Source organism: Streptacidiphilus sp. MAP12-20 (assembly GCF_041262525.1).
In the GTDB taxonomy this organism is placed as follows: Bacteria; Actinomycetota; Actinomycetes; order Streptomycetales; family Streptomycetaceae; genus Streptacidiphilus.
On record NZ_JBGCCK010000005.1, the window covers coordinates 48093 to 60065 of the forward strand.

Annotated in this window: 10 protein-coding genes; 4 read left to right on the forward strand and 6 right to left on the reverse strand. The window is 71.1% G+C overall.

Going from position 1 to position 11973, the window contains the following annotated elements; genetic code table 11:
• Nucleotides 1–100: 100 nt before the first annotated feature.
• Nucleotides 101–1864, reverse strand: coding sequence for a 2-isopropylmalate synthase (gene leuA, locus ABIA32_RS08100; protein ID WP_370093215.1), 1764 nt, complete (start codon nucleotides 1862–1864; stop codon nucleotides 101–103).
• Between the two features lie 316 nt (nucleotides 1865–2180).
• Between leuA and ABIA32_RS08105 the strand changes: the two genes are divergently transcribed.
• The 3 genes from ABIA32_RS08105 to ABIA32_RS08115 all read left to right on the forward strand — a co-directional run bounded on the left by ABIA32_RS08105 (nucleotide 2181) and on the right by ABIA32_RS08115 (nucleotide 4470).
• Nucleotides 2181–2438 (forward strand): protealysin inhibitor emfourin, encoded by a 258-nt coding sequence (locus ABIA32_RS08105; RefSeq protein WP_370093216.1) that lies wholly within the window; start codon nucleotides 2181–2183, stop codon nucleotides 2436–2438.
• A 95-nt stretch (nucleotides 2439–2533) separates the two neighbouring features.
• Entirely contained in the window at nucleotides 2534–3142 is a 609-nt protein-coding gene (locus tag ABIA32_RS08110; protein ID WP_370093217.1) for an ArsR/SmtB family transcription factor, read from the forward strand.
• A complete protein-coding gene (locus tag ABIA32_RS08115; RefSeq protein ID WP_370093218.1) occupies nucleotides 3139–4470 on the forward strand; it encodes an MFS transporter in 1332 nt (443 codons plus the stop codon). The genes ABIA32_RS08110 and ABIA32_RS08115 overlap by 4 nt, the downstream gene beginning before the upstream one ends.
• A 98-nt stretch (nucleotides 4471–4568) precedes the next feature.
• Here the strand turns inward: ABIA32_RS08115 and ABIA32_RS08120 are convergent, their stop codons facing one another.
• The 3 genes from ABIA32_RS08120 to ABIA32_RS08130 form a co-directional block, all read right to left on the reverse strand.
• Complete coding sequence (locus ABIA32_RS08120) at nucleotides 4569–7052, reverse strand: glycoside hydrolase family 3 protein (RefSeq protein WP_370093219.1); 2484 nt, start codon at nucleotides 7050–7052, stop codon at nucleotides 4569–4571.
• Nucleotides 7053–7148: 96 nt separating this feature from the next.
• A complete protein-coding gene (locus ABIA32_RS08125) occupies nucleotides 7149–7847 on the reverse strand; it encodes an alpha/beta fold hydrolase (RefSeq protein WP_370093220.1) in 699 nt (232 codons plus the stop codon).
• Nucleotides 7848–7862: 15 nt separating this feature from the next.
• A complete protein-coding gene (locus ABIA32_RS08130; protein ID WP_370093221.1) occupies nucleotides 7863–9122 on the reverse strand; it encodes an MFS transporter in 1260 nt (419 codons plus the stop codon).
• A gap of 213 nt (nucleotides 9123–9335) precedes the next feature.
• Here ABIA32_RS08130 and ABIA32_RS08135 point away from each other — a divergent pair, with 213 nt between their 5' ends.
• Nucleotides 9336–10376, forward strand: coding sequence for a LacI family DNA-binding transcriptional regulator (locus ABIA32_RS08135; RefSeq protein WP_370093222.1), 1041 nt, complete (start codon nucleotides 9336–9338; stop codon nucleotides 10374–10376).
• A 13-nt stretch (nucleotides 10377–10389) separates the two neighbouring features.
• Here ABIA32_RS08135 and era read toward each other — a convergent pair whose 3' ends face one another.
• Both era and ABIA32_RS08145 read right to left on the reverse strand, forming a co-directional pair.
• Entirely contained in the window at nucleotides 10390–11322 is a 933-nt protein-coding gene (era, locus tag ABIA32_RS08140) for a GTPase Era (protein ID WP_370093223.1), read from the reverse strand.
• 31 nt (nucleotides 11323–11353) lie between these two features.
• Entirely contained in the window at nucleotides 11354–11941 is a 588-nt protein-coding gene (locus tag ABIA32_RS08145; protein WP_370093224.1) for a Uma2 family endonuclease, read from the reverse strand.
• Between the last annotated feature and the right edge of the window lie 32 nt (nucleotides 11942–11973).

The following is an 11973-nucleotide window of genomic DNA, read 5'->3' on the forward strand; positions in this document are numbered from 1 at the left end:
CGCCGAACGAGCAGGGCCATCCGGACAGGGTGGTTGCTCGCGCGCGCAGTTGATCAAGCAGAGCCTCGCGCCCCTAACGAACTGCGACTTGTCCTAGTGACTAACGCTGCGCCCTGTTGACCGCAGAGACGATCGCCTTGATCGACGCCCGCACGATGCTCGTGTCGATGCCGACGCCCCAGACGACCTTGCCGTCCACCGCGCACTCCCAGTACGCCGCCGCCTGCGCGCCCGAGCCCTGGCTCAGCGTGTGCTCCGCGTAGTCCAGGACCCGTACGTCCACGCCGATCTGCGCCAGCGCCGCGACGAACGCGTCCGCCGGGCCGTTGCCCGTGCCGCGCAGGGTGACGTCCGAGCCGTCGACGACCGCGTCGACCATGATCGTGTCGGTGCCGTCCGCCGTGGAGGACGCCTGGTGCGAGCGCAGCTGCACGCGACCCCAGGGAGCGTCCGGCGTGGGCAGGTACTCGTCCTCGAAGACCGACCAGATCTGCTGGGGCGTGACCTCGCCGCCCTCCGCGTCCGTCTTGGCCTGGATGGTCCGGGAGAACTCGATCTGCATCCGGCGCGGCAGGTCCAGGTTGTGGTCGTTCTTCAGGACGTACGAGACACCGCCCTTGCCGGACTGGCTGTTGACCCGGATGACCGCCTCGTACGAGCGGCCCACGTCCTTCGGGTCGATCGGCAGGTACGGGACGCCCCAGGTCTGCTCGCCGACGGGGATGCCCGCCGCCTTCGCGTCGGCCTCCAGCGCGTCGAAGCCCTTCTTGATCGCATCCTGGTGCGAGCCGGAGAAGGACGTGTAGACCAGGTCGCCGACGTAGGGGTGGCGCTCCGGGATCGACATCTGGTTGCAGTACTCCCAGGTGCGCCGGATCTCGTCGATGTTGGACAGGTCGACCTCGGGGTCGACGCCCTGCGAGAACAGGTTCAGCGCGACGTTGACCAGATCCAGGTTGCCGGTTCGCTCGCCCTGCCCGAACAGGCAGCCCTCGACGCGGTCCGCGCCGGCCATCACGGCCAGCTCCGCCGAGGCCACGCCGGTGCCGCGGTCGTTGTGCGGGTGCGTGGACAGCGCGACGAACTCGCGGCGGGACAGATTGCGCGACATCCACTCGATCTTGTCGGCGTAGACGTTCGGCGTGGAGCGCTCGACCGTCGTCGGCAGGTTCAGGATGATCTCGCGGCCCTCGCTCGGCTGCCAGACGTCCATGACCGCCTCGCAGACCTCCAGCGCGTAGTCCAGCTCGGTGTCGATGAAGACCTCGGGCGAGTACTGGTAGCCGAAGACCGTGTCCTCGCCCAGGATCTTCTCCGCGTACTCCATCACCAGACGGGTGCCGTCGACGGCGATCTGCTTGATCTCGTCCTTGGAGGCGTGGAAGACGACCCGGCGGAACAGCGGCGCGGTCGCGTTGTACAGGTGGACCGTCGCGCGCGGGGCGCCGCGCAGGGACTCCACCGTGCGCTCGATCAGTTCCTCGCGCGCCTGGGTCAGCACGGAGATGGTGACGTCCTCGGGGATCGCGCCCTCTTCGATGATGGAGCGCACGAAGTCGAAGTCGGTCGCGCCGGAGGAGGGGAAGCCGACCTCGATCTCCTTGTAGCCCAGCTTGACCAGCAGGTCGAACATGGCCCGCTTGCGGGCCGGCGACATCGGGTCGATCAGGGCCTGGTTGCCGTCACGCAGGTCCGTGGACAGCCAGCGGGGGGCCTTGCTGATGACCTTGCTCGGCCAGGTGCGGTCCGGCAGGTCGATCGTGCCGAAGGGAACGTAGCGCTGGAACGGCATCCCGGACGGCTGCTGGCGCACGCCGGCGGCAGTGATGGGCGTGGGGCGCTCGTTGAAGGGCTGCTGGCTCATGGTGGGTAATCTCCTGCGAGTCGTCGCTCCGAGAGGCGGCCGACGACTGCGGCATCCAGAAACGCGCAGCACCCACCCCCGCGGCGAGGGAGTCGGCCTCGATTAACTCGGGCCCTCGCCGCGGCAGCTAAGAAGAAGCAGCCCGTAACGCATGATGCTGCCAGAGTAACCCAAGCCGCGCGGAGGTCTAAGCGCCTCCCGCGAGTATTCCGCTCTGTGAGACGAGGCAGCCGGGGGGCGAAGTCAAGACAGAGTCAAGACCCTGAGGCACTCCTCTTTCGTCGCTCCTCGGAGCACACTGATTACTATGCGCATCATGGTCACCCGTACGGGCGGGTTCACCGCGATCGAACACCGGGCTCTGCTGGACACGGAGGGGCGCCCGGACGCCCCCCACATACACGCCATGGTGCGCGAGGCCCTGGGCGCCTGCGGGCGCAGCCCGTCGCTCGGCGTCCCGGACGGCTTCCACTACGCGATCACTGTGAACGGGCGCCCGACGGGCTACTGCGCCGATCCGCAATTGACGTCCAGTCAGCGATCGCTGATCACTCTGGTGCTGAACGGCAGCTGACGCACGGCCGGGCCCTGGGCGCTCCGTGCAAAATTGCAGAGATTTCTCTGCAGAGGACTCTTTGCAGAGAAGCCTCTGCGGTGTAGCTTCTTGCCATGAGCAAGGAAGAGCACGCCGAACCCACCGCCGAACCCACCGCCGAACCCCCGCGCACCCTCGATCCGCGCAGCCTGCGAGCGCTGGCCCACCCCCTGCGGATGCGGCTGCTCGAGCTGCTCACCGAGGGCCCCGCCACCGGCACGATGCTGGCCGAGCGCGTCGGCGAGAGCACCGGCACCGTCAGCTGGCACCTGCGCAACCTCGCGCAGCACGGCTACATCGAGGAGGACCGGGGCCGGGGCAGCAAGCGCGAGCGCTGGTGGCGTCGGGTCGAGACGGCGACCGTGGTCAACACCGCGGAGCATCGCGGTGACCCGGAGGCCCGCGCCGCGCTGTCCGTCTATCTCCAGGAGACGGTGCAGCTCCAGTTCCGGCGAGTCAGCGACTACCTCAGCCAGGAATGGCCGGAGGACTGGCGCGGCACCGGCAATGTCTCCGACTTCAGCCTCCGCCTCCCTCCCGAGCGACTCCGCGAGCTCAACGCGGAGCTGATGGCCGTCGTCGAGCGCTACCGGCCCTCCGCCGACACGTTGCCCGAGCCGGGCGCACTGCCGGTCACCGTCCAGTTCCAGACCTTTCCGAGAAGGGAAACCGACGCATCATGACCAGCCTCCTGCGCCGCCACCGCGACTTCCGACTGCTCTGGACCGGCGAGGTCGCCGGCCAGTTCGGCAGCAGCGTCACCGGCGTCGCGATGCCGCTGATCGCGCTCACCGTGCTGCACGCGGACGCCTTTCAGGTCAGCCTGATCACCGCCGCAGGCTGGCTGCCGTGGCTGCTGATCGGCCTGCCCGCCGGAGCCTGGGTGGACTGGCTCCCGCACCGGCCGGTGATGGCCGCGGCGCAGGCCGTCGCGCTCCTGGTCGTGCTGAGCGTGCCGCTCGCCGCCTGGGCCGGGGCGCTCAGCATCGCCCAACTCCTGGGCGTGGCGCTGCTGCGGGGCGTGGCGCAGGTGTTCTTCCAGACCGCGTACACCGCGTACCTGCCCGTCCTGCTCGAAACCCCTGACCGCGCCGAGGGCAACGCGAAGCTGCAGGGCAGCGCCTCCGCCGCACAGATCGCCGGGCTGGGCTCGGGCGGAGCGCTCACTCAGATCCTGGGCGCGACCGGCGGCATGCTCGTCAACGCGGCCACCTTCGTCCTGTCGCTCGCGTGCCTCGGTGGCATCCGCCACCGCGAGGCCGGCTCCGGCACGACGAAGCAACGCCGCGCGCTGCGCGAGGAGATCGGCGAGGGCCTGCGCCTGGTCGCCGGCGACCGGTGGCTCCGCTCGTTCACGATCTTCGGCGCGAGCTCGAACCTGGCGCTGACCGGCTACCAGTCGATCCTGGTCGTGTTCCTGGTCCAGCGTGCGGGGGTCGGCGCGACGGCTGTGGGCATGCTCATCGCAGCGGCGAGCCTCGGCGGCGTCCTGGGCGCATTCGCGAGTCGCAGGCTCGCTGCGCGGATCGGCACCGCACGGGCCATGCTCTTCTTCGAGCTGGGGCTGCCGGTGTTCGCCCTGCTGATTCCGCTGGCCTCGCCGGGGGCCGGAGTCTGGCTCTACCTGGTCGGCGGGTTCTGCGTCTCGCTCGGGATCGTGGCCGGGAACATCATCAAGGCAGGCTTCCAGCAGCGCTACTGCCCCCCGGAGCTGCTCGGCCGGCTCAGCGCCAGCTCCGCGGTGCTGAACTTCGGGACCATCCCGCTCGGCGCGGTGCTCGCCGGCACCCTGGCCGGCGCGCTGGGCCTCCAGACGGCGATGTGGATCACCACGGCGGGCGTCCCGCTGGCCGCGCTCCTGTTGCTGGCCTCCCCGCTGCCGCGCTATCGCGACCTGCCGACCGAGGACCGGCTCGCGGTTCCCCTGCCCCGGCAAGCGGCAGCGACGGCGACGGCGACGGCGACGAGCGGGAGCGTGGCGGCCCCCGTCGCGGTTCCGAACGCGAACTGAACGCGCGTCGATCCGCACGACCATCCGCACGACGATGCGAGCGACCCCGCCGCCCCGAGCCAGGCACGGCTCAGGGACGACGGGGTCGCTACGCCGCGTCAGCTCGGGAGAGGCACCTCCAGCGCGACGCTCAGCGGCAGGTCCGCAACACTGCGACCCGCCCGTACCTGGTAGTCGCCCGCGCGACCCACCCAGCCGTCCACGCCGCCCCAGATCTGGAACGCGCGCAGCGGCAGCTCGATCCGCGCCTCGGCCAGCTCGCCCGGCGCGGCCGTGACCACGGCGAACCCTGCCAGCGCACAGCCCGGACGCGTCACGTCCCCGTCCTGCGGGCACAAGTAGACCTGGACGACCTCGCGCCCGGCCCGCGCCCCGCTGTTGCGGACCCGGACCACGGCCTCGGCCACCCCCGCGTACGGGTCGGCACCGCCGGACGCCGGTGCGAGCAGGCGCAGCTCCAGGCCCTCGTAGGACCACTCGGTGTAGCCCAGCCCGTGGCCGAACCAGTACGCGGGAGCGGCGCCGTCGCGGCGCTGCCAGGCCCGGTAGCCGATGAATAGGCCCTCCTCGTAGTCGAGTCGGCCGTCCGTCGGGGCCACCTCCCAGACCGGCACGTCCGCCTCGGTGGCGGGCCAGGTCGTCGGCAGCCGACCGCCCGGCTCCGCCGCGCCAGTGAGGACGTCGGCCAGCGCCGAGCCCGCCTCCTGGCCGGGGAACCAGCTCAGCAGCACCGCTGCGACGTCCTCGCGCCAGGGCATCAGCACCGGCGCGCCCGCGTTGACGACCACGACCGTGCGCGGGTTGGCCGCGGCGACCCGCGCCACCAGCTCGTCCTGGCGTCCGGGCAGGGCCAGCGAGGCGCGGTCGACTCCCTCGCTCTCGACCTCCTCGGTCGTGCCCACGACCACCACGGCGACGTCGGCGGCGGCAGCCACCGCCACGGCCTCGTCCAGCAGTTGGTCGTCCGTGCCGATCGGCTCGCCGTGGCCGAGGAGGAAGGAGACCAGGCCGAAGCCGGCGAAGCCGCTGTTCTCCGGCAGCAGGTAGCGCAGCTTGAGCGCGACCGGCGCGGTGGCGTTTAGCTCCAGCTCGAAGACGCGCTCCGGCGGGTTCAGGAAGGCGGCGGCCGGGTCGGTTCCCTCGGGGGCGAGCAGGCCGTCGAAGAGGACCTCGCCGTCCGCCTCCAGCGCGAAGGAGCCCACACCGCGGATGCCGAGGCGGTGCGCACCCGTGCGCTCGGGGGTGAGCGTGCCGGTGAGCTCGACGGCCGCCAGGCCCTCGAAGGAGAGCCCGGCCGGCAGCTGGCCGATCCAGCGGGCGGTGCCGTCGGGCAGCGCGACGCTGCCGAGCTCGCCGCCGTCGCGGTCGAGGAAGCGGGCCTGGGTGGCTGCGGCCAGCGGACGCAGGTGGACGTTGGGGTCCGCGCCGATCGCGAAGCTGAGCGCGGTGCCCTGCGGCAGTGCGGTCCGCAGGCCCTCCAGCGGGCTGACCACGCGGGTCGGGAAGACCTGCGCGGAGCCGCCGCCCCCGATCCGCGCCTCGGCGGCGGCCGCGCCGATCAGCGCGACCGAGCCGAGTCCGGCCGCCAGCGGCAGCACGCCGTCGTTGGCGACCAGCGTCATACCGGCTGCGGCGACCTCGCGGACCAGGGCCTCGCCGTCGATCGGCGCGGGCAGCTGCTCCGCGGGGACGACGGCGGGCGCGTCCGCGAGCAGACCGACGCGTGCGGCCAGCAGCAGCACCCGGCGTGCCAGCGCGTCGACGGTCTCCTCGGGCACCAGGCCCTCGTTGACCGCGTTCACCAGGTGCTCGCCGTAGACGGTGACCGGGCCCGGCATCGCGATGTCGAGGCCGCCCAGAGCGTTGCGAACGGTGTCGCGGGCGCCGGTCCAGTCCGAGACCAGGATTCCGTCGAAGCCCCAATCCTCGCGCAGCACCCGGTTGTTGAGCTCGTCGTGCTCGCTCATGCTGTGGCCGTTGACCCGGTTGTAGGCGGCCATCAGGCCCCAGGGGGTGGCCTTGCGCACGATCGCCTCGAACGGCGCCAGGTAGAGCTCGCGCAGGGTCCGCTCGTCCGCGCGGACGTCGACGGTGTAGCGGTCGGTCTCGGAGTCGTTGGCCACCCAGTGCTTGGGCGTGGTCCCCACACCGCCGGACTGGATGCCGGAGACGTAGGCCGCGCCGATCTCGCCGGTCAGCAGCGGGTCCTCGGAGTACGCCTCGAAGTGGCGGCCGCCGCGCGGGCTGCGATGCAGGTTGATCGTCGGGGCGAGCACGACGTGCGCGCCCTTGCGGCGGGCCTCCTGGGCCAGCAGCCGGCCCGTTTGGTGGGCAAGCTCCAGGCTCCAGCTCGCGGCCAGGGCGGTGGGCGAGGGGACGGAGACGGACGGGTCGTCAGCCGTCCAGTTCTCGCCGCGCACACCGGCCGGGCCGTCCGACATCACCAGCCGACCGAGGCCGATGTCCTCGTTCGCCGGCAGCGACCACATGTCCGCTCCCGCGAGCAGGGCGACCTTGCCGGTCAGGTCCAGCTTGCCGAGCGCCGCCTCGACGGCGGTCTCGCGCTGCTGATCGGGTGTCATCTCTCCAGCATCCTTTCTCACTCCCCCGCCTACGTACTGAGTTTGCGTCAGATCCGTGCTGTGCTGGATCCGTGCTGTGCCGGATCCAGCCACCTGTCAGATCCAGCCGTCGAGGGAGGTCATGAAGCCCGCGAAGTCGTCGCGGTGGATCGTGTGCCCCGCACCCTCGACGGTACGCACCTCGAAGCCCCGCTCGCGGAGCGTCTCCTTGTCCTCCGCCGAGAGCAGGAAGCTCGGGTCCGCCACCTGCACCAGCGAAGGCACGACCGGCTTCTGCGGCAGCACGGCGAAATCCGCCAGCCCGGAGAGGGCGGTGGCCGTGGCCGGGTCCCAGACGGCGAGGGTATCCAGCTCGACCTGGACGTCCTCCGCGGCCCAGCGCGGGTTCATCGCCGCGACCGTCTCCCGCGTGGCCATCGCCGCGAACTGGACGAACATCGCCGGGTCGAAGCCCTGCTCGGGCTGGACGAAGTGCCAGGCCGGGTCGGAGAAGACGGCCCGCTCCGGCTGCAGCCGGTCCACCGCCAGCGAAAGCGTCAGGCCACCGAGGGAGTGGCCGATGGCGAGGTCCGCGCCACCGGGCAGGGTCTCGGCGAGGTCGTCCGCGTAGTCCGCCGGGGCGTACTCGCCACGCCCTGACGCCCCGTGGCCGCGCAGGTCGACGGCGATGACGCGGTAGCCGCGCTCCGCCAGCGCCGGGCCGACCAGCCGCCAGGTGCGCGAGTCGGACATGATCCCGTGGACCAATAGGGCGACCCGGTCGCCGCTGCCCCATTCGCGGGTGTTGAGCTTCATCGGTGCATTGCCTTTCTAGCGGACGGAACGGATCGGTCGGACGGCCAGCGCCCCGAGGACGCTGAGCACGCCGCCGAGGGCGAAGAGCGTGTCGTAGCCGGCGAGGCTGACGACCGTGGACGCGATGAACGGCGCGATGATCTGCGGGCCGGCGTTGGCGATGTTGAGCACGCCCATGTCGCGGGCGGCGTCCTCGGCCTTGGGCAGGACCAGGGTGACCAGCGCCGTGTCGACCGCCATGAAGCAGCCGAACGCGAGGCCGTTGACGACGGAGAAGATCAGCATCCCGGTGAAGTTCGGGCTCACGATCGGGATCAGCGCCGAGACGCCGGAGGCCGCGGCCGAGACGCCCACGAAGCGCTTGCGGGCGTCGAGGCGGTCGGAGAGCGGTCCGCAGACCGCGATCGAGACGAGCATCGAGACGGCCGAGAGCGGCGTCAGTACGGCAGCCGCGGCGGTCGCGCTCATGCCGTGCGGCAGGGTGATGTGGTCCTGGAGGACGTAGAGCTGGTAGCCGCTGATCGCGAAGTAGCCGAGCACCAGCAGCGCGCGGCCGATGAAAGCCCAACGGAAGTCGTGCGCGCGCAGGCTGTCGGTGAAGGCGCGGACCTGCTCCCTGAACGAGACCGGGCCCTTGGCCGGACGGCGCTGCTCCTTGCTCAGCCCGGAGACCAGCAACGCGGCCATGGCGACGAGCACGCCGAGGATCAGGTAGCCGGTGCGGAAGCTGCTCGCGCAGGCGTTGCCGACCAGCACGCCGACGATGCTGCCGACCGGCAGGCCGAGCCCGACCGCCGCCGAGGCGGTTCCGCGCTTCGCGGCGGGCACGCGGTCGGGGACGATCGAGGTGATCGCGGCCTGGTAGACGTTCATCACGGCCTGGCCGAGACACCAGGCGATGGCGACCAGCAGGATCGAGTTGACCGCACCGAGCAGCGCCATGGCCGGGACGGCCAGCAGGCCACCGGCGAGGATCCACGGATTGCGCCGGCCCGAGCGGTCCGACAGCGCGCCCGCGACGGGGTTGAAGACGGCGGCGAAGATCGCGCTGACCCCGGAGACCAGGCCGAGCATGGCGACCTTGTCATGCGGGGCGATGTGCTGGATCTGGAGCGGCAGCAGGATGGCACCCACGCCGACATAGAGGGCGTACATGGCCGCGTTGCCGGTGAACAGCAGCGGCAGCAGACCTCTGGACGGCTGGGCGGGTGCCCCGGCGTCGACGGCGTGGACGTCGGCGGGGGTGGGGGTGGGGGTCGACTCGGAAAGGGCCACGTTGCCCTCCTGTTTCGTGAGGTGGCGCGTGATGGGGGTGGGTACGTCCCGGCCGGCTGAGGGGAGCCCGCCGGGACCTGGGGTCTCGCAACCCCGCGCCGCTGCTCGTGTTTCGCATTGGTTACACGTGTCATGATGACTCGTGTAATCACATGTTTTAGCACCCGTTTCAGCGGCGCACCAGCCCTTGGTTCTGGAAAGATGTGGAGCGCAATGACACAGCCATCACCCACGGCGGCTACCGCCGCTCCCACCAGCGCCGACGTCGCGCGCCTGGCCGGCGTCTCGCGCGCCACGGTCTCCTACGTGCTCAACGACACCGTCGGCGGTCGCGTGAGCGAGCAGACCCGGCTCCGGGTCCGCGCCGCCGCCGAGCAGCTGGGCTACGTCCCGCACGCCGCCGCGCGCTCCCTGCGGGCCGGACACTCGGGCCTGGTGCTGCTGGCCACGCCGGAGATCACCTTCGGCCCGCTCTTCAACGAGTTCTTCGGCGAACTGCGCGCGGGACTGCGCGACCACGGCTACACGGCCGTCCTCTACGGCAACCGCTCCGACCTGGCCGGGCACGACGTCGCCCGGGCCTGGGCCGAGCTGCGCCCGACGGCCGTGCTGGCCGGAATGGGCGACGAGCTCACGCCGGAGGGGGTCGAGATGCTCAAGCGCTCCGGCACCCGCGCAGTGCTGACCCTCGCCGGGCGGCCGGTGCCCGGCACGCACTCGCTGATCCTGGACCAGCGCGAGGTCGGAGCGACCGCCGCCGCACACCTGCTCGCGCGCGGCCATCGCGCCATCGGGGTGCTGATGCCCACCGACCGCACCCTGCGGCAGTTCAGCGAGCCGCGCCTGGCCGGCGTCCGCGCGGCGGCGGCCTCGGCGGGCATGGCCACGCCGGGCGGCGTCCGGGTGGAGCCGCTGGAGCTCGACTACACCGAGGAATCGGCCGCGGCCCTCGCGGCCCGCTGGCGCTCACTCGGGCTGACGGCGCTCTACTGCTACAACGACGAGTACGCGGCGCTGACCCTGGCCGCCTTCCAGGACGCGGGCATCGCAGTCCCGGCGGAGGCCGCGCTGGTCGGCGCGGACGACCTGATGCTGGCTCGGGTGCTGCGGCCGCGCCTCACCTCGGTCCGGGTGGCCCTCCCGGCCGGACGCGGGCTCGCGGACCTGATCGACCGTCTGATCCGCGAACCCGACCACGAGGTGGAGACCCATCACCTCGGCAGCAGCCACATCATCGTGCGCGACAGCGGCTGACCGCCGTTGAGGATCAGAACCCCAGCTTGCGCAGCTGCTTCGGGTCGCGCTGCCAGTCCTTCGCGACCTTGACGTGCAGGTCGAGGAAGACGGGCGTACCGAGCAGCGCCTCGATCTGCTGGCGGGCGACGGTGCCGACGTGCTTCAGGCGCGCGCCCTTGGCGCCAATGACGATCGCCTTCTGGCTCTGGCGCTCGATGTAGACGTTCGCGTGGATGTCCAGCAGCGGCCGGTCGGCCGGGCGACCTTCGCGCGGCAGCATCTCCTCGACCACGACGGCCAGCGAGTGCGGCAGCTCGTCGCGCACGCCCTCCAGCGCGGCCTCGCGGATGAGCTCGGCGATCATGACCTGCTCGGGCTCGTCGGTGAGGTCGCCCGCCGGGTACAGCTGGGGGCCCTCCGGGAGCAGCGGGATCAGCAGGTCCACGAGCAGGTCGACCTGCTTGCCCTCCTTCGCCGACACCGGGATGATCTCGGCCCACTCGATCCCGAGCTCCGCGCCGATCTTGGCGACGTCGAGCAGCTGCTCAGCGAGGCGCTTGGAGTCGACCAGGTCGGTCTTGGTGACGATGGCGACCTTCGGGCGACGTTTGATCGCCGCGATCTCCTTGGCGATGAACTTGTCGCCGGGGCCGATCTTCTGGTCGGCGGGGAGGCAGAAGCCGATGACGTCGACCTCGGCCCAGGTCGTCCGCACGACGTCGTTGAGTCGCTCGCCGAGGAGCGTGCGGGGCTTGTGGAGACCGGGCGTGTCGACGAGCACGAGCTGCGCGTCGGGGCGGTGCACGATGCCGCGCACGGTGTGCCGGGTGGTCTGGGGACGGTCGGAGGTGATCGCAACCTTGGTGCCGACGAGCGCGTTGGTGAGCGTGGACTTGCCGGCGTTGGGGCGCCCGACGAAACAGGCGAAACCCGAGCGGTGCTGCTGGGCGGGGCTGGAACTCATGCGGCCATTCTCCCCTACGCGGGGAGCGGGCTCATGACCAGTCGTCCATCCTCCCCAAGTCGATGGTCAGTGGAAAGGGAGCGCTGAGGTTCAAGACACCGCGATGCGCGCCCTTCGACTCGTAGGAGCGCGCCACCGGGTCGAGCTCGTAGACATGAACCACGGGCTCGCCGTTCTCGTTCTCCACAAGCCAGTAGTGCTTGATACCGGCAGCCGCGTACTTGCGGGGCTTCAGCTCCTCGTCGCGCTCCATCGAGTCAGGTGAAACAACCTCCACGGCCAGCACGACGTCCTCAGGCCGGTAGAAGGTCTGGGTTCGATCTCTCATGGCTTCGGCGTGGACGACCATCACGTCCGGCTCCGGCCGGTCTCGTTTGTCCAGGACGAGGGACATCTCCCGGACGGCCTTGAACTCCTCAGGGCGCGCCTGGAGCAGGCCGTAGTGCAGAAGGCTGACAGCGGCGTAGTGAAAATTGCGCTGCGGACTCATGAAAACGAGGTTCCCGTCGAGCAGCTCCGTGTGCGGAGGCAGGTCGGGGAGCCCGTCGAGATCCTCCGCGGTCCAACCGCCGTCCGGCGGAACTGGCCAGGTGGGGGTGTTCGTCGGTGCGACGGTCATCGTTGCTCCCATGGGCGAGATCCTCGTCGTCC

Bases quoted from the DNA above. Each gene is read 5' to 3' on its own strand.
- leuA (WP_370093215.1), bottom strand. From the start codon at position 1,864: ATGAGCCAGCAGCCCTTCAACGAGCGCCCCACGCCCATCACTGCCGCC.
- ABIA32_RS08105 (WP_370093216.1), top strand. From the start codon at position 2,181: ATGGTCACCCGTACGGGCGGGTTCACCGCGATCGAACACCGGGCTCTG.
- ABIA32_RS08110 (WP_370093217.1), top strand. From the start codon at position 2,534: ATGAGCAAGGAAGAGCACGCCGAACCCACCGCCGAACCCACCGCCGAA.
- ABIA32_RS08115 (WP_370093218.1), top strand. From the start codon at position 3,139: ATGACCAGCCTCCTGCGCCGCCACCGCGACTTCCGACTGCTCTGGACC.
- ABIA32_RS08120 (WP_370093219.1), bottom strand. From the start codon at position 7,052: ATGACACCCGATCAGCAGCGCGAGACCGCCGTCGAGGCGGCGCTCGGC.
- ABIA32_RS08125 (WP_370093220.1), bottom strand. From the start codon at position 7,847: ATGAAGCTCAACACCCGCGAATGGGGCAGCGGCGACCGGGTCGCCCTA.
- ABIA32_RS08135 (WP_370093222.1), top strand. From the start codon at position 9,336: ATGACACAGCCATCACCCACGGCGGCTACCGCCGCTCCCACCAGCGCC.
- era (WP_370093223.1), bottom strand. From the start codon at position 11,322: ATGAGTTCCAGCCCCGCCCAGCAGCACCGCTCGGGTTTCGCCTGTTTC.
- ABIA32_RS08145 (WP_370093224.1), bottom strand. From the start codon at position 11,941: ATGACCGTCGCACCGACGAACACCCCCACCTGGCCAGTTCCGCCGGAC.